The organism is Arcobacter lacus, from assembly GCF_003063295.1.
GTDB lineage: Bacteria > Campylobacterota > Campylobacteria > Campylobacterales > Arcobacteraceae > Aliarcobacter > Aliarcobacter lacus.
This window is the reverse complement of record NZ_MUXF01000019.1, coordinates 8,719-31,798: the sequence shown is the minus strand read 5'-3', so window position 1 is coordinate 31,798 and position 23,080 is coordinate 8,719. Positions and strand designations below refer to the sequence as shown.

Genomic DNA, 23,080 nt, shown 5'->3' with positions numbered 1-23,080 from the left:
CTAAAATAATTCTATATTATCTTCAGATTTTAAATCATTAAATTTAAAAAATTGACTTCGTCCTTTATTTCTTGCTTCATAAAGTGCAGTATCTGCATTTTTTATAGAGTTATCTAATGAAATTTTATGACTTGGAGTATATTTTTCAAAACCAATACAAATAGTTTTTTTCAGTGTTTGACCAGTTTTTTTGTTAACTAAAATATCAATTTCAGAAAAATCTGAAATAATTTTTTTTGCGATATTTGAAGCTTGAATTTCATCACAGTCATTTAGTGAAATCAAAAATACATCTGTATTTAATCTACCTACCATATCAAATTCACTAATATTTGAGTGAATTACTCGAGCTAATTCAATTAAAACTTTATCTGCAACTTCATAATTAAACTCATCGATAATAGCTTTAAATCTATCTATTCCTATCATTAGAAAATACATTTCATTTTGTTCAGTTTCTAATAATCTAATTCTTTCAGATAATTTATTGATTAGGTAATCTCTTGTATAAACATTTGTAACAGAATCTAAAGATAAAGAGTCTATAAAATTTTTCTTTAAAATACTATTTTGAATAATTGGAGAAACTTGAGAAAAAGCAGCTTCTATTGTTTCATATTTTTTTTCTAAAAATTCAGAATGTTCTTGCGAAGTTGCACAAAAAGACACAGTAGCATTTAAATTTGTATGAGTATTTACAATAAAAAAATGTGATAAATCATCATCTAAATAGAACTCTTTACCTTTTATTAAAATATCTTCTTTTGTACTTTTATTTATATCAAAAAGAGAAAAAATAAGATTGTTTACATCAAAATCTTTATTTAACCAAACAAAAATATCTTCTGCTACTTGTTTTATATTTGTTGCATATTGTAATTGTTCATAAAAGTTAAAAATACTTTCCAATGATGTAAAAGCATTTTCATCTGTTGCTGATTGTTTTATTAATTTTAAAATACTACTCATTTTTTACCTAAAAAAATTCTATTTTATTTGTTTCTTCTTCACTAAATAAAAATATTTTTCCTCTTCCTATATTTTTTGCCTCATATAAAGCTATATCAGATTTTTTTATTATTGTATCTATATCTGTACCATCATCAGGATAAATTGTGATACCAACACAAATAGTTTTCATTAATGTTTGTTTTGTATCTTCATTTACAATAATTTTTTCTTTACTAAACTTGTCTATTAATTTATTTGCAACTAAAATTGCATTATCAGAATTTGCAATATTTGGTAAAATTATTAAATGACCATCATTTGTCATTCTTACGACTGTATCTGAATCTCTGATACTACTTTTTATTATTTTTGATAAAGCTTTTATAACTTTATCTCCTATCTTATAATTAAATTCATCAATTACAGCTTTAAAGTGATCAATTCCAATTCTTAAAAAAGCAATTTTTTCTTGTTTTCTTTTTGATAAACTAAATAAAGGTTCTATATAATGATGTAAATAATAACGGTTATAGTTTCCTGTCAAATTATCAATTATTGAAATATCTTTTATAACTTTTTCTAAATATTTATTAAATAAAGATTGTGAAAAAATTTCCAACACAAATTTTATTAAATTTAATTCAGTTTTTGCAGTTTCAAGTTCTTTTTCTGTTTTAAACAAAAGACTAAAAATAACTTCATATTCACTACTTTGCCTAAATTTTAAAGTATGAAATAAATAATCTTGCTCTTTTTGAGAATTATCAAATAAATTTTGAATATTATCTTGTTTTTTAATATATATTTTTAAAAAATGAATATGATAATTTGCATTTAAATAGTTAAAGATGTTTAAAGAAAAATCATTTAAATTTAACAATTTTAATTCTTGATCTTTTGTTAAAATTTTTTCATAAAATTGTTTCATTAAATATGTCTTTCCCATTGTCTAAGTGTTTCTAATTCATTTTGCAAAGTTGTTTTATCTCCATGTCCTGGATAAACATGAAAATTTTCTTTCCAATTTAATATTTTATTTAAACTTTGTTTCATAAGTTTTGCATCAGAATTTGGAAAATCAAATCTTCCAATAGTTCCTTTAAAAATAAAATCACCACTAAATAAACTATTTTCTATTTCAATTACGCTACAGCCTGGTGTATGACCTGGAAAATGATGAAATTTTAGTTTTATACCTTCTATTTCTATCTCTTCATCAGGATTTACCAAAATATCAGCATATGATGGAGGCATTCCCATATTATATGGATTTAAAGTAAGCATAAAATCATCATCTTTAGGTGTGTATAATTTGATGTTGAAAGTCTCTTTAACTATTTGATTTGACCAAATATGATCAAAATGTCCATGAGTATTTAAAATGGCAATTGGATTTTTTACATTTGCTTGAATCCAAGATAAAGCACCTACACCTGGATCAATAATAATGTCTTTATTATCAATAGTTACAATATAACAGTTTGTTTGATAATCGCCCATAGGATGTAGTTTAATTTCCATTTTAAACCTTAGTTTGATAAAATTCTTTCATTATATCAAAAAAGAGGTTAATTAATGCATTATTTCACTATGCTCGAAGAAGTTTTATTGACAAGTAAGCCAAAAGATAAAATTGAAAAATTTAATAAATTTTATAAAAATTTTTTGGAAAACAAGCTCTCTTTTGATGATAATTATGAAGCACCAACTTTAAAAAATCCTTCTTATTCATCTTTTTTAGAAATAATTAAACCAACAGCTTTACCTCCTATAAAAAATTTTAAAACTATTGAAGGTAAAAAATATTTAGTTCATACAATTTTACATATCGAATATTCAGCAATTGACTTAGCTTTAGATGCAGCACTTAGATTTCATAATTTACCTTTAAAATATTATCAAGATTGGTTAGAAGTAGCAGAAGATGAAATAAGACATTTTTTGATGCTTGAAGAATTGATACATGAACTTGGTGGAGTTTATGGAGATTTTCCTGTACACAAAAATTTATTTGAAGCTATGGAGCAAACTCCTGATTTTTTAAGAAGAATGGCAGCAGTTCCAAGATATCTTGAAGCTAATGGACTTGATCAAAACCCAAAAATTATGAAAAAGCTAAATTCAAATAAAGATGAATTTAATATAAAGTTCATAAATGCTTTAAAAATTATTTTAGAAGAAGAAGTAAGTCATGTTAAAAAAGGTGATTTTTGGTTTAAATATGAGTGTGAAAGATTGAATTTAGAACCAGAATCAACTTATTTAGAAATAATAGAAGAAGTTTTTCCTGGAAGTACAACTAGAAAAATGGATTTAAATTTTACAGCCAGAAAAGAAGCAGGTTTTTCGTGTAATGAGTTAAAAAAATTATCAAAAAAGGAAGATTGTAACTAATGATAAATTCAAATTATGAAATAGCGATAGCGAAAGCTTATAATAAACAAACTTCTAATCAAGAAGTTGATAAATTTTTAGATACTTTAGTTGATGTAAACAATGAAAATAAAAGTTCCAAAACTGCTGATTTGAGTTATGAAAATATAAAAGGAATAACTTTAGAAGAGATAGAAAGTTTATTTGTAGATGAAGAAGATAAAAATATGGCAAAAAATTTACGACTTGCTACACTGTTTTCAAAAGATGAGAATCTATCAAAAGCTTTATTTAACGTAATTTTAGGACAACCTTTTAGTGTGGGATTTGAATATTTAAGTGATAGATACAATGATAAAGATAGCTATTTTAAATCAAAATATGGTAATTCATCTTTATTTGATTTACTTCATCAATCAATCTCAAATAAAGTGAGCCAAAATATTTCTAGCACAGATGTTATATCTCAAGAAAAATTAGATGAAATTCTTTTAGAAATAGATTCTTTTGATTTTATTGGAAGTCTAACAAAAACTTCAAAAGATGGTTATGATAAATATAAAGATGATGATAAATACTCATTTTTATATGATGATTACAGTTTAAAATATCAAGAACTATTGACTAAATATAAAGAGTTAGATAACTACAATACAAATTTAATCAAACAGTTCTAAATTTTTTAGAAAATATTTATAGTAAATTTGATTTTTAAACCTTCAAGTTCATCTATTTTTAAATTAGAAGAGATGTTTTGTGTTTGAAGTTTACTTTGAATCGATTTTAAAATATGCCAAAATTTTTCATTGAATGGTAAATCAATTTTTCTTATTTTATTTTTTTTGATGATTTCAACAATAGCTGAAACACAATAATAGTAAAATATTTTATTTTTTGCTCTTTGAATTTTATAAGTTCTCATTAATTTTAAGTTTTCTAAATATATATTTTTTTCAATATCACTTAAAGTTGTTCTGCTTTCTACTTCTTTTTCTTCTTCATCTAAATGTTTTATATATTCTTTAACTTTTTCATCTAATTCTGTATCTATTGTTGAGTAAATAGAAGAAATTATTTTTAATATTTTTTCTGTATGTAACTCTTCAACTTTTATAGAATGAGAATGATTTTTAGCAGTTTCATAATCTTGATTTAAAGCATTTAAAATTTCATAAGCAAAAGGAAGGTAAATAAATTTATCATCTTTTCCTCTTTTAAAAGATATTCCATGTTGACTTATTATTGGTTTAAAACCGGCATATTCTAATTTCATTTTTCAACCTTTAAAATTTTGAATTTGGGATAGGATAATTATTGATAACAAAATCAATATCTTTATCTCCACGACCACTAAGACTCACTAAAATAGTTTTTTCTTTATCTAAAGTTTTTGCTAATTTCATAGCAAATCCAACTGCATGAGCTGACTCTAAAGCAGGAATGATTCCCTCTAGTTGAGATAATTTATAAAATGCATCAACAGCTTCATTATCATCACAAAGTCCCACTTTACTTCTTCCTGTTTCTTTTAAATAAGCGTGTTCTGGTCCAACACTTGGATAATCAATCCCACTTCCAATAGAGTAAACAGGAGCTGGGTTTCCATCTTTATCTTTTAACATAATAGAGTTGAATCCATGCATAATTCCTTCTTCTCCATAAGTTAAAGATGCTGAGTGTTCTCCTATTTTATCACCTTTCCCCATTGGTTCAACACCATAAAGTTCAACTTGTTTATCATCAATAAATCCAGAGAAAATTCCCATAGCATTACTTCCACCACCAACACAAGCAGCAACGGCATCTGGAAGTTTCCCTTCATGTTCTAAAAATTGCTCACGTGCTTCAAACCCAATAACACTTTGGAAATCTCTTACCATCATAGGAAATGGATGAGGACCAACAACAGAACCAATACAATAAATAGAGTTTTGTGTATCTGCTAAATATGCTTCAAAAGCTGAATCAACAGCTTCTTTTAAAGTTTTAAGTCCATGAGTTGCTGGAACAACTTTTGCTCCTAGAATTTTCATTCTAACTACATTTGGATGCTCTTTTGCAATATCAACTTCACCCATATGAATTTCACATTCAAGCCCAAAATAAGCAGCAGCTGTTGCAAGTGCAACACCGTGTTGACCAGCTCCTGTTTCAGCAATTACTTTTTTCTTTCCAAGATGTTTTGCTAAGATTACTTCAGCCATACAATGGTTTAATTTATGAGCACCAGTATGATTTAAATCTTCTCTTTTTAAATATATTTTTGCTCCACCACAATAGTTTGTCAGATTTTTTGCAAATGAGATTGGAGTTGGTCTTCCTTGATAGTGTTTTCTTACATATTTTAATTCTTCTATAAATTTAGGAGAATTTTTTAATTCTTCATAGGCTTTTTTGATTTCTTCAAAAGGTTTTTCTAATTCAGGAGGAATAAATGAACCTCCAAATTTACCAAAAAAACCATTAGCATCAGGCATACTTTCTAAATATGATTTGTTCATTTATTTTCCCCTAAATATATTTATAAAATTTTTATGAAAACCATTTTTTTACTTTATCAAACATTCCTTCAAAAGTTGTTTCATGAGGTTTACTTTCTATTCCAAAACTATCTTGTAGTTTTTCTAAAAGTTCTTTTTGTTCATTGTTTAAAGCTTTTGGATATTCAATTTTTATTTGAATAATTAAATCACCTTTTCCATAACCTTGGACAGATTTAACACCTTCACCTTTAAAAGTAAATTGTTGTTTATCTTTAGCACCTTTTGGAATTTCAAGTTCAAGTTCTCCTCTTAAACTTGGAACTTTTATAGTTCCTCCTAAAGCAACTTGAGTAAAGAATATTGGAGCTTCGAAGTAAATATCATCATCATGTCTTACAAAGTGAGAATCTTCTTTTACAGAAACTTGTAGGTATAAATCTCCTCTTTGTCCATTTGGTGCAATATTTCCTTTATTTGATACTCTAATTCTCATTCCATCATTTACACCTTCAGGAATATCAACTTTAAAGTTATCTTTTACCTCTTCGTAACCAGTACCTTTACAAGATTTACAAGAGTCAGTTGTTGCTTGACCAGTTCCACCACATCTTGGACAAGTTTGAGCAAAAGTCATAAATCCTTGTCTTGAATGAACTTGTCCTTGTCCCTTACACGTAGGACAAGTTGATAATTTTCCATCTTTTGCACCAGTTCCTTCACAAGGTTTACAAGCAGTTTTGTATTTGTAATTTATCTCTTTATTACAACCAAAAATAGCTTCATTGAACTCAAGTTTTACTTCAATAGTAACATCTAAGTTATAATTATAAGTTTTTCTTTCTCTTCTGCTTCTTGAACTTGTTCCAAATCCAAACATCTCTTCAAAAATAGAACCCAAATCATCAAATCCACCAGAAAAACCACCACCTCTTTGACCATGTCCTTCTAGTCCAGCTTTTCCATATCTATCATAAATAGATTTTTTTTCATCATCACTTAAAACTTGATAAGCTTCATTTATAGCTTTAAATTTTTCTTCTGCTTCATTATCACCTGGGTTTTTATCAGGATGATATTTCATAGCCATTTGTCTATAAGCTTTTTTAATGGTACTTTTATCTGAATTTCTGCTAACTTCTAATAATTCATAATAATCAATTTCAGTCAATTTTGTACTCCCTAAAAAAATATAATAATTTTTAATAAGCGAGTATTTTATCTAAAGCTTAATTAAATTTATTATAAATCTTGGCTATAATCCCAAAATGAATAAAGGACTAGAAAAATTTTATGAACTTGTTGAAGCTTTCGAATCTTTACCAACAATAGGTAAAAAATCGGCATTAAGACTTGCTTATCATATTGTTATGAATGACAATTATTGTGGTATAAAAATTGCACATAGTATAGAAAATGCTTTAAAAAATATCACAAAATGTTCACGATGTGGTTCTATGAGTGAGCATGAAATTTGCGAATTTTGCTTAGATGAAAATAGAGATAATGAAAAGCTTTGTATTGTTCAAAGTGCGAAAGATATTTTTGTAATTGAAGATTCAAATCAATTTGATGGAAGATATTTTGTAATAGAAGAGTTAGATCAAGATGTTTTAGACTCTTTACAAAAATTTATTTTAAATAATGGAGTAAAAACTATTCTTTTTGCAATAACTCCATCTATTGCAAATGATGCTTTTATTTTATATATTGAAGATAAATTAAAAGATTTCGATATAAGATTTACAAAAATTGCACAAGGTGTTCCAACTGGAGTTAGTTTGGAAAATGTAGATATTTTATCTTTATCAAAAGCAATACAAAGCAAAGTTGAGATTTAAGATATAATGCAAAATAGAATAGTTTGTCAAAAATGTATTTATTATTTTGTAACGTGGGAACCTAATAAACCGCATGGTTGTAAATCTTATGGATTTAAATCAAAGATGATACCATCAATGGTTGTAAAAAATAGTAGTGGTAATGATTGTAATTTTTTTAGTCCAAAAAATCAAGCTAATAGGAGTTAAATTTGTTGTATAAAGATTTTAAAGAGAGTATAAAAACTTTGGGTTTTTTAACTATTGAAGATTTTATGAATTATTCAGGTGTTTCATCTAATGAAATTTTAAATTGGGAAGAAAAAAATGAAGTTCCTTATGTTATTTCGCTACTTTTACATCTAATAAGAGGTGAAAAAGAAGTTTTACCAACAAATTTAGTTTTAGATAATCTTGTAGAAGAATGTTTTCCTTTAGCAACACTTTTAGAAGAAGCTTCATCTTTTCCTTCAAAATTAGAAGAGATGTTTTTATTACAAAAAAAATTAAATGATTCAACAAATGGAAATAATTGGGAATTAGGTGTTAATAAATTTGGAAAAGAGATAAATTGGCTTAGATGTATTCATATGGAAGTGGCTGAGCTTATAGAATCAACTCCTTGGAAGCACTGGAAAAATATCAATGCAAATCCAGATATGAATAATATTCATGTTGAACTTGTTGATATTTGGCACTTTTTAATGTCTTATATTTTACAAGAAACAAATGTTCCAAAAGCAGTATCTTTAGTAAATACTCATTGTATTTATGAAGCATCTTCAAATATTGATGTAAAACTTATGGTAAGAGAAGCTGAAAAACTATCTTATATCTCTTTAGCAATAGATACAGGAAATATGCCTTCATTTAGTGGAATTGAAAGATTTATTGATCAATTCTTTAGATGTTGTAAAATTTCTGGTTTATCTTTCACTTGGTTACAAAAACTTTATATTGGAAAAAATTGTTTAAATCAATTTAGACAAGACAATGGTTATAAAGAAGGAACTTATATAAAAGTTTGGAATGGAAATGAAGATAACGTTGTAATGGTAGATTTACTAGAAAAAATGGAAGATGTAAGTTTTGATGATTTATATAATAAATTAAAAGAAGAATATTCTAAAAATAAATAGAGTTTCTTTATAAAATTTTTATATTTTTAATGTTTTTTTGATTCTCTCTTTACAATATATAAAATATAATTGACATAACAAATCTAAAAGGAGGTTGTTATGTCAGCTTCAAATCTTCTAATGCTTTTTATCTTAAGTATTCTAACTTTAATTTTATTATTTAAACTATCAAAAGCTTAAAATGAAAAACACATTTAATAAATACAAAGAGTATATATATATCTTTAAAGCTTTAATTATTTTAACTATTATTAGCGCAATTAGCCATTTTTTTAGAGAACATTTAGGAATTATAAATATAGCTTTAATTCATATAATTCCTGTTGTTGTGGTGGCAATTCATGGAAATATTAAAGCAACAGTTTTTATGACTTTTTTGAGTGTATTATGTTTGAATTTTTTATATATTCCACCTTTATATAGTTTTAATGTAAATAATGAACTTTATCTTTGGAGTTTTTTAATTTTTGGAGTTGTTGGATTGATTATTACAATTCAAGCTAAGAATTTGATTACTCAAAAAAAACAAAATGAACTAAGAGAGAGTTTACTTCATATAATTTCTCATGATCTAAGAACACCTCTTTCTACAATTCATGGAACAATAAATCTAATTTTATCAAATGAAAAGCTAGATAATAAAAGTTTATCGGCTTTATTAGAAGATATAAATTATGCATCTTTAAGAATGAAAAGATTGATTACAAATCTTTTAGATAGCACAAGATTATCAAATAAGAATATAGATTTAAAACTAGAATGGTGCGATTTTGAGGATATTATTGGAGTTGCATTAAATGAATTTTCCCAAAAACAAAATGATGAAAAATTGAATATAAAAATAGATGAATTAGCTCTTTTTTGGGGAGATAATACTCTTTTGACTCAATTAATTGTAAATTTACTTGATAATGCTTTTAAATACTCAAAAAGTGATACAAAAATAGATTTAGACGTAGAAAATTTAAATAATTTTATAAAAATCAAAATATTTAATGAAACTGATTATATAGATAAAAAAAGATTGAAAAATATTTTTGATAAATTTTATAGATTGGAAGATACAAATGATATTTTAGGAAGTGGAATAGGTTTAGCAATTTGTAAAAGTATTGTAAAACTACATAATGGAGAGATAAAAGCAATTACAAAAGAGAATGGAATTTTAATAGAAATAGAATTGCCAATAGTAAAAAGAGTAAATATAGAATGAAAAATTTGATACAAATAATTGAAGATGATAAATCGGTAAGAAAACTTTTGGAAATAACTTTTAAAGAGTATGATTTTGATTTTATTTCAAGTGAAAATAAAAAAAATGCTCTGATGATGTTTTTAAGCCATAATCCAAATTTATTAATAGTTGATTTAGGATTACCTGATGGTGATGGAAAAGATTTAATAAAACAAATAAGAGAGATTTCAAAGGTTCCAGTTATAGTTTTAACTGCACGTCATGATGAAAAAGAGATAGTTGCAGCTCTTGATGTGGGAGCTGATGATTATATAACAAAACCATTTTCTGTAAATGAACTACTTGCTAGAATTAGAGCAAATTTAAGAAGAAGTATAGATATAGAAGTTGAATCAGCAAATAATTTTATTTGTGATGAACTTGAACTTGATATTGTTTCAAGGGATATTTTTTTAAAAAAAGAGAAATTAAAATTAACTCCAATAGAGTATGAATTACTAAAATATTTTATGCTACATCCAAATAAAACCCTAACTCATAAACAAATACTTCAAGAAGTTTGGGGAACTGCTTATCAAAATGAGATGCCATATTTAAGAACTTATGTAAATACTTTAAGAAAAAAGATTGAAGAAAATAGTACTAGACCAAAATATATTAAAACAGAATCTGGTATTGGTTATAGATTTTCTTGCTAAGGAAATAGATGGAACATCGATACGTAAAATCAATATTTTTAGGTTATGTACTTATTGTTTTTTTTGGTGCAATAATTTTAAGTTTACCTATTTGTCATATTGGGAAATTAAATTTTATTGATGCTTTATTTACTGCAGCAAGTGCTACAAGCGTAACTGGATTGATTGTTACAAGTACTTCAGAAAATTTCACTTTTTTAGGAGAATTAATTATTTTAATTCTCATTCAATTAGGTGGAATAGGGTATATGACTTTAGTTATTATCTTTTTTTTATCAATGAAACAAAATTTAAATTTTGATGCAAAAAGAGCTATAAAACAATCTTTAGATTTACCAAATTCAGATGTAAAAGAATTTGTAAAAAAAATTATTTTAGCTGTTTTACTTATTGAGTTACTTGGTGCAGTTATTTTATCTTTTCAATTTTTAGAAAAATATGAATTAAAAGATGCTATCTGGTATGGAATATTTCATAGTATTAGTGCTTTTAATAATGCAGGTTTTTCTCTTTTTACAGATTGTCTAATGTCATATCAAAATGATTTTATTACACTTTTTACTTTGTCTATTTTAATTATTTTTGGAGGTTTAGGGTATTTTGTTTTAATTGAGATTTATGAAAATAGAAAATTTTCAAAAAGATTTTCGATTCATACAAGAATTATGCTTTATGGAACACTTATTTTGATAGTTGGTGGAATGTTTTTATTTTTATCAATAGAGTGGAATAATCCAAAAACTTTCGGCGAATTAAGTTTTTTTGAAAAAATTTTAAACTCATTTTTTTTATCAGTAAATTTTAGAACAAGTGGATTTAATAGTATAGATTTAGCTTCTTTAAAGGATTCATCTTTATTTTTTTCAACTCTATTTATGATGATTGGAGCAGGGCAAGGAGGAACAGCTGGAGGAATGAAAATAACAACTGTTGCAATTTTGATAATTTCAGTTATTTATATTTTAAAAGATAGCAATCAACAACCAAGTATTTTCAAAAGAACAATTGAACAAAAATATATAAATAAAGCTTTAGCAATAATCATTAGTTCATCTTTTTTTGTTTTATTTGCAACATTGCTTTTAGTTGAAACTCAAAATTTACCATTTTTAAAAATACTTTTTGAAGTTGTTTCAGCTTTTGGAACAGTGGGGGTATCTACTGGAAATGGTGGAATTTTGAGTCTATCTGAACAGTTTGATACTTTTGGAAAAAGTTTGATTATTGTTTTGATGATAGGTGGAAGACTAGGTGTTTTTGCTTTTGGAATTATTTTATTAGGAAAAGCAAAAACAAAACATTTTAAATATCCAGTAGGAAAGATAGTAATATGAAAACAGTAGCTGTTATTGGTTTAGGAAGATTTGGATTTTATGTTGCAAAAAGTTTATCAAGATTAGATGTAAAAGTTATTGCAGTTGATAATGATGAAAAAAAAGTTCAAGAAATAAGTGAATATATAGATGACGCTTATGTAGTTGATAGTATGAGTAAACAAGCTTTACAAGAAGTAGGTATTTATAATCTTGATACCGTAATTGTAAGTATTGGAGAAAATATAGAAGCTAGTATTTTAACAGTGATGGCTTTAAAAGACTTAAATAATAAAACAATTATTGCAAAAGCAATAAATTCAACTCATGGAGAAATTTTATCAAAAATTGGAGCTTATAAAGTAATCTATCCAGAAAAAATAGCTGGAAGAATGTTAGTTAAAAAACTTCTTGATACCATAACTGTTGAAGAGATAGATATAAGTAATACGATTAAGATGGTAAAACTTTTTGCAAATGATAATTTTATAGATAAAAAAATTTCTCAAATAGAAGAACAATATAAAAATATAAAAATGGTCTCTTATAAAAGTTTAGGAAATTGGTTTATAAATATTGATTCATCATATGTGATAAAAAAAGATGATTTATTAGTTTTTATTTGTGAAGTAAAATATGTAGATGATTTTTTAAATAATGTAAAATAATAGGCTGAAACCTATTATTTTTTATCTATATTCATTTTTATACTCTACATAATGAGCTGCATGAGCTATAAGTTTATCTTCATCTTCTAGGGTTAATTGTTTTACTACTTTTGCTGGACTTCCCATAATCATACTTCTTGGTGGAAAAACTTTTCCAGCAGTTACAAGTGAATTTGCTCCCACGATACTTCCTTTACCAATAACTGCATTATCTAAAATAGTTGCACTCATACCAATTAAACAATTATCTTCAATTATACATCCATGAAGCATAACTTTATGCCCAACTGTTACGTTATTACCGATTATAGTTTTACTATTTGTATCTGTATGAATACAAGATAAATCTTGAATATTTGTATTTTTACCAATTCTGACTTCATTTACATCAGACCTTATAACACAGCCAAACCAAACAGAAGAATCCTCGCCAATTTCGATGTTTCCTATTAAATCTGCGCTTGGTGCAATCCAAGCACTTGGGTCAATTTTTGGGTAAAATTCTTTAAATTTTAATATCATATAAAACTCCTTATAAGAAATTGGCATTATAATAAAAGAATATAGCATTAAAATTACAAAAAAATTTTAATTTTTTTGCTTAATAATCGTAATTATTTTATATAATGTCAAATATTTTTTAGATGAAAAAATTCTTTAGGAGAGAAATGTGGATATTATTGAAAGAATTAGGCCTTTAGTAGAAGAGATAACTTTTAAAAAAGTTGAAATTGATGAGCCTTTATATACTTCAAATTTGATTGATAGTATGGGAACAGTTGATTTAGCTATGATGTTAGAGGAAGAGTTTAATATCAAAATTGATACAAGAGATATTATCGAAAGTAATTTTGATAGTTTAGAAAAATTAGCAAATTATATAAAAAGTAGAATTTAGTGAATAAATTTTTTGCAAATATTCTTGCTCTTTTTATTTCAGCTTTTATAGTTATAGTAGGAATTTTTATTTTTAAAGATGAAATTCTTGCTTACTACACAAAACCTTTACAAGATACATTACAAAAAACAGTAAGTTTACAAAGTGATTTAGAAAGTGGAAAAATCGTATTATTTGGTTCTTCAGAGTTAGTAAAATATCCTGACCAAAGATTTTTACCACAAAAATTCTTTAATAATGAATTAAATATACCATTAAGAGTTCAAGGTAATGAAGGGCATCAAACTTTTGTAATAATGTCTCAATTAGCAGCTTTAGATAATCAAGTAGTAAGAGATAATGCACGAATTGCGATTCTTTTATCTCCAAGCTGGTTTACAGGTTCTAATGAAAATGGTTTAACTATACCAAAGTTTTTGGAATATATGTATTCAGGAATGATGAATAAACTATATTTTGAAAGCGAAACAGATGATAAATATAGATATTTAATAAGTGATTATATAAAAGAAAATGCATCTTTAATAAAAAATCCAAGTTTTATATATAAATATCCTCTAAATGTTTTAGAAAAAGATTATTTAAATAATGAAATCAAAAAATTTATAATTCAAAATTTTGATTATAAAAATATAAAAGTAGAAACACTAAATTATGTTAAACCAAAATTGAATTACGATAAATTAAGAGTTGAAGCTAAAAATATAGAAATTCCTTCTTCAAATAATAGTTTTGGAGTTAATAATGAATACTATTCAAAATATATTGAACCAGAAATCGCAAAAAATAATTTTCCATTTTCAATAATAATACCTCCTGAATTAGATAAAAACCAAGAGTTTCAAGATTTTTTAGTATTACTTGATTTTTTAGATAAATATAAAATAAAACCACTATTTATAATGCAAGATTTGAATCCATATGTTTTTGCAGGCAATAGAGAAAATGCAAACGAATTAATGGCTACAATTAAATCAAAAGTCTTAGAACATAATTTTGAGTATATGGATATGTGGACATATAAAAAAGAGGATTTTGAAATGAATAGCTTAACAGATATTGTTCATTTGGACGAGTTAGGTTGGATAAAAGTCAACCAAAAAATTATTGATTATTTTATGAAGTAAGGTAGTTTGATTGAAATATTTTTTAAAAATCTTTTTTATATATTTATTTTTAATAGTTGGTTTTTTGCATATTTTAATGGATGCAAATATAAGCGATTTAATAGGAAATGATGTTGATTCCGATGTTGAATTTGTTTATGAGGAATTTTAATGGAAGATTTTTTACCTTTTTCAGGAATAGGCTTTTTTGTCATAAGTTTCATTTTTATTCTTTTTTTACATTTATTCAAAAATGTTCTAAAAAAATTTGTTTCATATAAAACAGTAATATTTTTGTCAGTTGTTATTTATATAGCTGTTTGTATTCCTGAATCTTATAAACTTTTTCTTTTACTTTTTTATATTTATATAATTTATATTATTTTTGTATCAAACAACTATCAAGAGACAATTTTTCCTATGATTGTTATTGCTTTTCCTATGATTTTACATAAATTAGATATTGATCCAATCTTCAAAATTATTGGTATTTCATATATCACATTTAGAACAATTCAAGCGATTGTTGATAGTCAAAATTATGGAAAACTATCTTTTATGGAGTTTACATCTTTTTTACTTTTTCCAACAACACTTTTAGCAGGTCCAATTGATAGGTCATATAGATTTCAAGAAGATTTGAAAAAAGGTTATGAAAATTTAACTTTACAAAATGTTGGTAAAGGTTGGGATATTTTAATTGTTGGAGTTTTATTTAAGTTTGTAATTGCACAATTAGTAGCTATGTATTGGTTAGCAAGAATTGATGAAAATAGTACAAATTTCCTTGATATGGCAAATAGTGCTTATTCATACACAACATATCTATTTTTTGATTTTGCTGGATATAGTGCAATGGCAGTAGGTTTGAGTTTTATGATAGGAATTTTTATCCCAATGAACTTTAATCATCCATATCTTGCACCAAATCCTCAAGATTTTTGGAGAAGATTTCATATTACTTTAGGAACTTGGTTGACAGATTACTTCTTTAAACCTTTATACAAATATTTACACCAATATCCATATTTGAAAAATAGAAAATTGCTTTTACAAAATATAGCAATAACTTGTACTTTTTTGCTTATGGGAATGTGGAATGGTTTAACTTGGTATTTTATTTTTAGTGGTTTTTTATTTGGGATTTATTCAAGTATTCACAATGCCTATGTTTTATATGTAAAAAAAGGAGGATATGACTATTTTTCATTTTTTCCTGAAATTATAAGTATAAATTTAAAAAGGTTTTTGATGATAAATGGTGCAGTTTTTGCTTTATATTTTTTTAGTGGGAGGGTTCCATTATGAGATTTGATTTTAAACTTTTAGATTTTGTTGAGTGTGAAAAAGATACTCAAAAATTAGCAGTTTGTGGAAGTAATAAAGATTTAACTTGGAATGAATTTAAAAGTGAAGTAGAACTTTTCAAAGAAAAACTTTTAAAATATAATCTTCCTAAAGGTCATCCAGTTATTATTTATGGACATAAAGAAGTAGAATTCATAGTAAGTATGGTTGCTTGTATAAGCTTGGGATATCCATATATTCCTATTGATACTATTTATCCAAAAGAGAGAGTTGATAAAATATTTGGAATCGTAAAATCATCTATAATTGTTGATATTATAGAAAATAAAATAGATTTTGATGAAAAAAATCTTTCTACAACATACTTTTTAGATGACCCAATTATTTATATAATTTTTACATCAGGAAGTACTGGTGAACCAAAAGGTGTACAAATAACACAAAATGCTATTTTAGATTTCCAAAATTGGTTAAATAATGATTTTGGATTACCTCAAAATAGTGTTTTTATGAATCAAGCTCCTTTTAGTTTTGACTTATCAGTTTATGAGTTAGTTGGATTTTTAAGTTTTGGTGGAACTATTGTTTTAAATAGTAAAGATACAATAGAAAGCCATCTTGAATATTTTGAGAGATTAAAAAAATATGCTTGTAATGTTTGGGTTTCAACACCATCATTTATTAGTAAATTATTGCTTTCAAATGAATTTGTGGAAGATAATATACAAAGTTTAAAAACATTTTTATTTTGTGGAGAAGTTTTACCATCAACTACTGTAAAAAGAATAAAAAACAATTTCCCAAATTCAAAAGTTTTAAATACTTATGGTCCAACTGAAGCTACTGTTGCTACGACAATAGTAGAAATAACACCAGAGATTTTAGAAAAATATTCTAAAAGTTTACCTGTTGGTTATGTAAAACCTGGAACAGTGATAAATCTATTGGATATTGATAGTGAAAATATAGGTGAAATGGAAATAGTTGGAGATAATGTATCTATTGGATATTTCAATAATGAAGAGTTAAATAAACAAAAATTTGAAAAGAAATATGAAAAAAGAAGTTTTAGAACGGGAGATTTTGGATATTTTGAAGATAACTTGCTCTTTTTTGCAAATAGAAAAGATGAACTTATAAAACTTCATGGGTTCAGAATAGAATTAGGTGAAATTGATAAAGAACTTACAAATAATGAGTTTATAGAAGAAGCTATTACAATTCCTCTTAAAAGAGGAAATGAAGTAGTAAAACTTATCTCTTTTATTGTTAGTAAAAATGATTTGGATATTGAAAAATTAAAAAGTGATATTTCAAAAAATCTTCCATATTATATGGTTCCATCAGATATTATTATTTTAGATGAGTTTTCATACAATGCAAATCACAAAATAGATAAAAATGAGTTAATAAATATTTATAAAAATATGTAGAAAATAAAAAAGCTAAGGTTTTAAACCTTAGCTTGAAGTATGATTATCTTTTGTTTTTTTTACCTGCAATGATAAATCTTAGAGCGTTAAGTCTGATAAATCCTTCTGCATCTTTTTGGTTATAAACCTCATCTTTTTCAAAAGTTGAATAAGCATCATCATAAAGAGATTTACTTGATTCTCTTCCTACAACAGTTACATTTCCTTTATAAAGTTTTAATCTAACAGTTCCTTCTACATTTTTTTGAGTTGCATCAATAGCAGCTTGAAGCATTTCTCTTTCTGGTGAGAACCAATATCCTTGATAAATTAGTTTTGCATATCTTGGCATTAATTCATCTTTTAAATGTGCTGCTTCTCTATCTAGTGTTAAAGACTCTATTGCTCTATGAGCTTTTAGCATAATTGTTCCACCTGGAGTTTCATAACAACCACGAGCTTTCATACCAACATATCTATTTTCAACAATATCAACTCTTCCAATTCCATGTTTATTTCCATAATCATTTAAAGTTTTAAGTAAAGTTGCTGGTGATAACTCTTTTCCATTTATAGAAATAGGGTCTCCATTTTTATATCCAATAGTGATATATTCAGCTTCATCAGGTGCTTGTTCAGGAGAGTTTGTCCATAACCACATTGATTCTTCTGGTTCATTTGCTGGATTTTCTAAGTGTAAACCTTCATAAGAGATGTGAAGTAAATTTGCATCCATAGAATATGGGCTGATTTTTGGATTTCCATTTTCATCAACGTGTTTTTGTGATATTTCAATTCCATTTTTTTTAGCATATTCAAGTAAACTTTCTCTTGAATTTAAAGTCCACTCTCTCCAAGGTGCAATAACTTTTAAATCTGGATTTAAAGCTAATGCTCCAAGTTCAAATCTTACTTGGTCATTTCCTTTTCCTGTTGCTCCATGACTTACTGCTTCTGCACCTTTTTGGTTTGCAATTTCTACAAGTTTTTTAGCAATTAATGGTCTTGCAATAGAAGTTCCTAAAAGATATTCTCCTTCATAAATAGCATTTGCTCTAAACATTGGGAAAACATAATCTTTAACAAACTCTTCTTTAATATCTAAAATAAAAACATTTTCAGGTTTTATTCCACAAGCAATAGCTTTTTGTCTTGCAGGTTCAACTTCTTCACCTTGACCTAAATCAGCTGTAAAAGTGATAACTTCTGCATTATATTCATCTTGAAGCCATTTTAAAATAATAGAAGTATCTAAACCTCCACTATATGCAAGAACAACTTTTTTTATATCTTTTTTACTCATAAACATATCCTATTTTTGGTTATTTTAATTTGCGATTTTATCTAAATATCTATTAAAACAGTTTTAGTTATAATCTATCTTATGAGAATAGATAAATTTTTAAACGCAGTTAATATTACAAAAAGAAGAGCAGTTGCTGAAGATATGCTTGAACATAAAGTAGTATTTTTAAATGACCAAGCTGTAAAAAAAGCTAAAGAGGTAAAAGTTGGAGATATTATAGAGATAAAATATCTTGAAAAAAGTGAAAAATTTAAAATTTTACAAATACCATCTACAAAATCAACACCAAAATCAAAAATAGATGAATATGTACAAAAACTAAATTAAGTTTTTGTACTACTGAACTAAAGCTTTCAAACTTTTAACATTAAATAGTTTTAAAGTCTCACTTTTTAGAGCTTTTAATTCTGTTGAATATCCGTTTTTAGTAAAAATAACTATGATATCAGCAGATATATCTTCTTTTTTACAATCTTCTAAAAATTTGTTTAATTCACTTTTTTTCATCTTATTATCTGTATATTTAGAAAATCCAATTATTGTTTTATCTGAAGTTGTTTTTGCAACTATAGAAATTTGGATTTTTTCATTCCAGTATTGACCATGTTGTTTGATTTTGTCTTCAACAAATGTATTTTTTACAAAAGATAAAGCTAATTCTTCAAATATAAAATCGCTAAAATCAGACTCTCTTCCTTCGAATTTTATTTTAAATTCTTCATAATTTCCCTCTTTTATTCCTTTATAAATAGGAGAAATAAATCCAAACCAAAATCTAACAAATGGATTTGTAAAGATTAATTTTTTTGGTGTTTTAGAATCATTTCTTTTACCTAAAAGAAAATTTTGTGAAGAGTCAATTTCTATAATCTCTTTTTCACAAAGTGATTCTACGCATTTCATACCTTCTTCAAAGCTTACATGAGCTCTTTTAAAAGCATTTGTTGTTTTTCTATCTCCTAGTGCTATTCCTGTAAGAATCGCACTATCAACATGATAACCACCTGTTAAACGATTTATTTCGCTTCTAAAATGATTGTAATTATTTAAAATATGTTTTTCTATTAGTTCTATTACAGGTTTTGTTGTATCTATTTGTATATCAAGTCCACCAAATATCGTAAAATATTTTATTGCTATTTGCATATCTGTTATATTATTTGTTTTACAAAAAATGCTGAATTGTTCTCTTAGTGATTTATCTAATATAATCATATACATCCTTATTTAAAAAGGGATTCTACAATAACAAATATCATATTTGAATAAATTTGATAATATTTATTTTTAGTAAAAAATATGATGAATATCCAAAAAAGTAATATAAAAGTTCATATATTGTACAATCTAGCAGATATATTTGTATTATAATTAGTAAATATAAGTTAACTAATCAATTTATTATTGTTATAAAGGATAAACTAAGAATGTTTAATGAAACAAAGTTAAAGTTTGATGATATTTTTGAAAATAAACTTTCACAAGAAGAAATAAGAGAATATTTATTAAATCTTTATGAAGTAGGTGAAACAGCGTCTCAGTTAGCAGGAGCTGCTAGTGCAATGAGAGAACACCTAATTCCACTTCCAATTTCAGAAGAGTTAAGACAAAAATCAATAGATGTTGTTGGAACAGGTGGAGATAAAAGTTATAGTTTTAATATCTCAAGTACAGTTTCTATACTACTTAGTGCTTGTGGTTGTTATGTAGCGAAACATGGAAATAGAAGTGTTACAAGCAAAAGTGGAAGTGCAGATATGCTTGAAGCTTTGGGTATGAATCTGAATTTAAGTTTAGAAAATACAGCAAAAATGTTAGAAGAAACTGGATTTGCTTTTATGTTTGCAGCTAATCATCATCCTGCAATGAAATATATAACTCCTGTTAGAAAAACAATCCCTCATAGAACTATTATGAATATCGTTGGACCTTTATCAAATCCCGCTGGTGTAGAAAAACAAGTAATTGGAGTGTTTGATAAAAGTTATATAAATAAAATTGCAGCTGCTTTAGATATTCTTGATAGCAAAAGAGCTATGATATTATCTTCAAATGATGGAATGGATGAAATATCAGTTTCTGATGTTACTTATGCAACACTTTTAATAAATGGAAAAATTACAGATATTGAGATTAATCCTGAGGATTATGGAATACCATTATCTAGTAAAGAAGATATTATAGGAGAAGGTCCAGAATTTAATGCTAAATTAACAAGAGATATTTTATCTAAAAAAATTGTTGGTGCTAAGCTTGATATTGTATTATTAAATGCAGCAGCAGCGCTTATTGTTGATGAAAAAGCAAGAGATTTTAAAGATGGTATAGATATGGCAAAAGAAGCTATTATTAGTGGTGCTGCACAAAATAAACTTGAGCAGATTATAAAAATATCAAAACAGTTAAGTTAAGGTAAAAAATTGAAAAAAGAATTTGAATTAGACTTAGATAGTGTCGATGTTGTCGTTGATGAATTAAAAAAAGTTATTAATAATAAAAATTGTGTTGTAATTTTAAGAGGTGATTTAGCTAGTGGAAAAACAACTCTTGTAAAAAATTACGTAAAAGCTTTAGGATTAGATGATTTAGTTACGTCTCCTACTTTTTCTATACAAGCAGTTTACTCAAATAATATTTTTCATTATGATGTTTATAATAAAACTTTGCAACAATTTATTTGTCTTGGAATGATTGAAGAATTTGAAGCTGAAGGTATCCATTTTGTAGAGTGGGGTGATGAAAAATTAGAAGATATTTTAAAAGATTATGGATTTCAAGTTGTATTAGTTGAAATTAGAAAAAAAGATGATAAAAGGTTATATACAATAGATGCATAAATTAGAAATAAAAGATATTACAAAAATTATTAAAAAAACACAAATTTTACATGGTATTTCTCTTGAAGTAAAATCTGGAGAAATTGTTGGACTTTTAGGACCTAATGGAGCGGGTAAAACAACAACATTTTATACTGTTTGTGGGCTAGTAAAACCAACAAGTGGGACTGTATATTTTGATGATAAAGATATAACTGAATATCCATTACATAAAAGAGCATTAAGAGGAATAGGGTATTTACCTCAAGAATCTTCTATTTTTAAGGATTTATCTGTTGAAGATAACCTTATGCTTGCTGCTGAAATTATCACAGAAGATAAAGATGAACAACAAAAAAGAGTTGAAGAATTATTAGAATTATTTAATATTGAACCTATTCGACAAAGAAAAGGAGTTTCTTTATCTGGAGGGGAGCGAAGAAGAACAGAAATAGCAAGAGCATTGGTTTCTAAACCTAAATTTTTACTTTTAGATGAACCTTTTGCTGGAGTTGATCCAATTGCTGTGAAAGATATACAAGAGATAATTCATCAATTAACAAAGATAAATATCGGTGTTTTAATAACTGACCATAATGTAAGAGAAACATTAGAGATATGTGATAGAGCATACGTTATGAAAGCAGGGACTTTACTTGCAAGTGGAACAAGTGCAGAAATAAAAAATAGCCCAGAAGTTAGAGAACATTATTTAGGAAAGAGTTTTAATTTTTAAATTACTTTTTCTTAAATTCATTTATATTTGGTTTTTCAATAGGTGCAGAGAAATAATACCCTTGTGAATAATCAACTCCTAAATCTTTTGCCATATCAAAGATTTCTTTATTTTCTACAAATTCAGCAATAGTTTTTAGATTTAAATTTTTTGCAAATTCAACTATAGTTTTTGTTATTTTACGAGAGTTTTCATCTTTTGTAATGTTTTTTATCAAAGAAGCATCAATTTTTAAATAATTAACATTCATTTTTAAAAGGTGTTCGAAGTTTGAGTAACCTGTTCCAAAATCATCAATCGCAACTTTACAACCTAAAGTTTTAATTTCTTCAATAAAACTAATTAATAAATCATAATTTTTTATACTTTCATCTTCTAAAATTTCAAAAACAACTCTATTTGTAACTTTGTGTTTATCTAGCATTTTTTTAATAAATTCTAAAAAATCAGGTTCAACTATATCTTTATATGAAATATTTAATGAAAATTCAAATGGTAAATTTTCAAATGTTTCAAAAGATTTTTTTATAACAGTTCTTGTTAGTTTTGTATATTGTCCAGATTTTTTTGCTACTTCTAAGAAAAAGAATGGTGATATAACTTTATTTTCTTCATCAATAAGTCTTACTAAACATTCATATTTTTCAACTTTCAAAGTTTGATTATTTATAATTGGTTGAAAATATACTGTGATTTTATCATTTAAAAAAGCAGTTTTAAGTTTTTTTGTCCAAAGCATATTATTTTCATATTCATGAAATTTGTCAAGTTTTTCAAAAAATACAAGATAATCTTTGTGGTCTTTTTTTGCACCTTGTAGTGCAATATCAGCTGTAATTAATTTATTGTTTCTATCAGAAA

At 25.7% G+C, this 23,080-nt stretch carries 27 protein-coding genes; 17 read left to right on the top strand and 10 right to left on the bottom strand.

The features are described from left to right. Genes B0175_RS08955 through B0175_RS08945 form a run of 3 tightly spaced genes read right to left on the bottom strand, consistent with a single transcriptional unit; the run spans position 1 to position 2,472 of the window. Positions 1-969 (bottom strand): GGDEF domain-containing protein, encoded by a 969-nt coding sequence (locus B0175_RS08955; RefSeq protein ID WP_108528247.1) that lies wholly within the window; start codon positions 967-969, stop codon positions 1-3. Between the two features lie 7 nt (positions 970-976). After that, positions 977-1,879, bottom strand: coding sequence for a GGDEF domain-containing protein (locus tag B0175_RS08950; protein WP_108528246.1), 903 nt, complete (start codon positions 1,877-1,879; stop codon positions 977-979). Next, the gene (locus B0175_RS08945; protein ID WP_108528245.1) at positions 1,879-2,472 is read right to left on the bottom strand and encodes an MBL fold metallo-hydrolase; all 594 of its coding nucleotides are present in this window, start codon (positions 2,470-2,472) and stop codon (positions 1,879-1,881) included. The genes B0175_RS08950 and B0175_RS08945 overlap by 1 nt, the downstream gene beginning before the upstream one ends. 54 nt (positions 2,473-2,526) lie before the next feature. Between B0175_RS08945 and B0175_RS08940 the strand changes: the two genes are divergently transcribed. Together B0175_RS08940 and B0175_RS08935 are read left to right on the top strand one after the other, a co-directional pair. Beyond that, positions 2,527-3,345, top strand: a complete 819-nt coding sequence (locus tag B0175_RS08940) for a ferritin-like domain-containing protein (protein WP_108528244.1) — start codon at positions 2,527-2,529, stop codon at positions 3,343-3,345. Then, a complete protein-coding gene (locus B0175_RS08935; protein ID WP_108528243.1) occupies positions 3,345-4,001 on the top strand; it encodes a hypothetical protein in 657 nt (218 codons plus the stop codon). Before B0175_RS08940 ends, B0175_RS08935 begins: the two co-directional genes overlap by 1 nt. 5 nt (positions 4,002-4,006) lie before the next feature. On the opposite strand, the gene B0175_RS08930 is transcribed toward B0175_RS08935, so the two are convergent. Genes B0175_RS08930 through dnaJ form a run of 3 tightly spaced genes read right to left on the bottom strand, consistent with a single transcriptional unit; the run spans position 4,007 to position 6,975 of the window. After that, positions 4,007-4,597: a hypothetical protein gene (locus B0175_RS08930; protein WP_108528242.1), complete on the bottom strand. Its 591-nt coding sequence runs from the start codon at positions 4,595-4,597 to the stop codon at positions 4,007-4,009. A gap of 10 nt (positions 4,598-4,607) precedes the next feature. Next, complete coding sequence (gene trpB / locus B0175_RS08925; protein ID WP_108528241.1) at positions 4,608-5,825, bottom strand: tryptophan synthase subunit beta; 1,218 nt, start codon at positions 5,823-5,825, stop codon at positions 4,608-4,610. 31 nt (positions 5,826-5,856) lie between these two features. Beyond that, the gene (gene dnaJ, locus B0175_RS08920; protein WP_108528240.1) at positions 5,857-6,975 is read right to left on the bottom strand and encodes a molecular chaperone DnaJ; all 1,119 of its coding nucleotides are present in this window, start codon (positions 6,973-6,975) and stop codon (positions 5,857-5,859) included. 97 nt (positions 6,976-7,072) lie between these two features. Here dnaJ and recR point away from each other — a divergent pair, with 97 nt between their 5' ends. The 6 genes from recR (at position 7,073) to B0175_RS08885 (ending at position 12,637) form a co-directional block, all read left to right on the top strand. Continuing rightward, a complete protein-coding gene (gene recR, locus B0175_RS08915) occupies positions 7,073-7,645 on the top strand; it encodes a recombination mediator RecR (protein ID WP_108528239.1) in 573 nt (190 codons plus the stop codon). Positions 7,646-7,836: 191 nt separating this feature from the next. Beyond that, complete coding sequence (locus B0175_RS08905; protein ID WP_108528237.1) at positions 7,837-8,763, top strand: dUTP diphosphatase; 927 nt, start codon at positions 7,837-7,839, stop codon at positions 8,761-8,763. A 181-nt stretch (positions 8,764-8,944) separates the two neighbouring features. Next, positions 8,945-9,976 carry a sensor histidine kinase gene (locus B0175_RS08900; protein ID WP_108528236.1) on the top strand — a complete coding sequence of 344 codons (1,032 nt, stop codon included), beginning with the start codon at positions 8,945-8,947 and terminating at the stop codon, positions 9,974-9,976. Beyond that, entirely contained in the window at positions 9,973-10,656 is a 684-nt protein-coding gene (locus B0175_RS08895; protein WP_108528235.1) for a response regulator, read from the top strand. Before B0175_RS08900 ends, B0175_RS08895 begins: the two co-directional genes overlap by 4 nt. Before the next feature lie 8 nt (positions 10,657-10,664). Further along, complete coding sequence (locus B0175_RS08890; RefSeq protein ID WP_108528234.1) at positions 10,665-11,990, top strand: TrkH family potassium uptake protein; 1,326 nt, start codon at positions 10,665-10,667, stop codon at positions 11,988-11,990. Next, positions 11,987-12,637 (top strand): potassium channel family protein, encoded by a 651-nt coding sequence (locus tag B0175_RS08885; protein ID WP_108528233.1) that lies wholly within the window; start codon positions 11,987-11,989, stop codon positions 12,635-12,637. The genes B0175_RS08890 and B0175_RS08885 overlap by 4 nt, the downstream gene beginning before the upstream one ends. Before the next feature lie 21 nt (positions 12,638-12,658). On the opposite strand, the gene B0175_RS08880 is transcribed toward B0175_RS08885, so the two are convergent. Next, the gene (locus B0175_RS08880) at positions 12,659-13,159 is read right to left on the bottom strand and encodes a gamma carbonic anhydrase family protein (RefSeq protein WP_108528232.1); all 501 of its coding nucleotides are present in this window, start codon (positions 13,157-13,159) and stop codon (positions 12,659-12,661) included. A 148-nt stretch (positions 13,160-13,307) separates the two neighbouring features. Between B0175_RS08880 and B0175_RS08875 the strand changes: the two genes are divergently transcribed. Genes B0175_RS08875 through B0175_RS08860 form a run of 5 tightly spaced genes read left to right on the top strand, consistent with a single transcriptional unit; the run spans position 13,308 to position 17,382 of the window. Beyond that, on the top strand, positions 13,308-13,535 hold the full coding sequence (locus B0175_RS08875) for an acyl carrier protein (RefSeq protein WP_108528231.1): 228 nt from the start codon (positions 13,308-13,310) through the stop codon (positions 13,533-13,535). Next, entirely contained in the window at positions 13,535-14,662 is a 1,128-nt protein-coding gene (locus B0175_RS08870; RefSeq protein WP_108528230.1) for a D-alanyl-lipoteichoic acid biosynthesis protein DltD, read from the top strand. Before B0175_RS08875 ends, B0175_RS08870 begins: the two co-directional genes overlap by 1 nt. A 10-nt stretch (positions 14,663-14,672) precedes the next feature. Next, on the top strand, positions 14,673-14,813 hold the full coding sequence (locus B0175_RS11275) for a hypothetical protein (RefSeq protein ID WP_210004332.1): 141 nt from the start codon (positions 14,673-14,675) through the stop codon (positions 14,811-14,813). Then, positions 14,813-15,949: an MBOAT family O-acyltransferase gene (locus tag B0175_RS08865; RefSeq protein ID WP_108528229.1), complete on the top strand. Its 1,137-nt coding sequence runs from the start codon at positions 14,813-14,815 to the stop codon at positions 15,947-15,949. The genes B0175_RS11275 and B0175_RS08865 overlap by 1 nt, the downstream gene beginning before the upstream one ends. After that, on the top strand, positions 15,946-17,382 hold the full coding sequence (locus tag B0175_RS08860; protein ID WP_108528228.1) for an AMP-binding protein: 1,437 nt from the start codon (positions 15,946-15,948) through the stop codon (positions 17,380-17,382). Before B0175_RS08865 ends, B0175_RS08860 begins: the two co-directional genes overlap by 4 nt. A gap of 43 nt (positions 17,383-17,425) precedes the next feature. Here B0175_RS08860 and B0175_RS08855 read toward each other — a convergent pair whose 3' ends face one another. Next, the gene (locus B0175_RS08855) at positions 17,426-18,664 is read right to left on the bottom strand and encodes an argininosuccinate synthase (RefSeq protein ID WP_108528227.1); all 1,239 of its coding nucleotides are present in this window, start codon (positions 18,662-18,664) and stop codon (positions 17,426-17,428) included. Positions 18,665-18,745: 81 nt separating this feature from the next. Here B0175_RS08855 and B0175_RS08850 point away from each other — a divergent pair, with 81 nt between their 5' ends. Continuing rightward, positions 18,746-18,994: a S4 domain-containing protein gene (locus tag B0175_RS08850; RefSeq protein WP_004509525.1), complete on the top strand. Its 249-nt coding sequence runs from the start codon at positions 18,746-18,748 to the stop codon at positions 18,992-18,994. A 9-nt stretch (positions 18,995-19,003) separates the two neighbouring features. Here the strand turns inward: B0175_RS08850 and B0175_RS08845 are convergent, their stop codons facing one another. Beyond that, positions 19,004-19,882, bottom strand: coding sequence for a DUF234 domain-containing protein (locus B0175_RS08845; protein ID WP_108528226.1), 879 nt, complete (start codon positions 19,880-19,882; stop codon positions 19,004-19,006). 212 nt (positions 19,883-20,094) lie between these two features. On the opposite strand from B0175_RS08845, the gene trpD reads away from it, so the two are divergent. Genes trpD through lptB form a run of 3 tightly spaced genes read left to right on the top strand, consistent with a single transcriptional unit; the run spans position 20,095 to position 22,219 of the window. Beyond that, a complete protein-coding gene (gene trpD / locus B0175_RS08840) occupies positions 20,095-21,078 on the top strand; it encodes an anthranilate phosphoribosyltransferase (protein ID WP_108528225.1) in 984 nt (327 codons plus the stop codon). Positions 21,079-21,087: 9 nt separating this feature from the next. Next, the gene (gene tsaE / locus B0175_RS08835) at positions 21,088-21,504 is read left to right on the top strand and encodes a tRNA (adenosine(37)-N6)-threonylcarbamoyltransferase complex ATPase subunit type 1 TsaE (protein ID WP_108528224.1); all 417 of its coding nucleotides are present in this window, start codon (positions 21,088-21,090) and stop codon (positions 21,502-21,504) included. Then, on the top strand, positions 21,497-22,219 hold the full coding sequence (gene lptB / locus B0175_RS08830) for an LPS export ABC transporter ATP-binding protein (RefSeq protein WP_108528223.1): 723 nt from the start codon (positions 21,497-21,499) through the stop codon (positions 22,217-22,219). Before tsaE ends, lptB begins: the two co-directional genes overlap by 8 nt. Before the next feature lies 1 nt (position 22,220). Here lptB and B0175_RS08825 read toward each other — a convergent pair. Next, positions 22,221-23,080: EAL domain-containing protein (locus B0175_RS08825; protein ID WP_146175195.1), on the bottom strand; the 860-nt coding region annotated here is incomplete at its 5' end.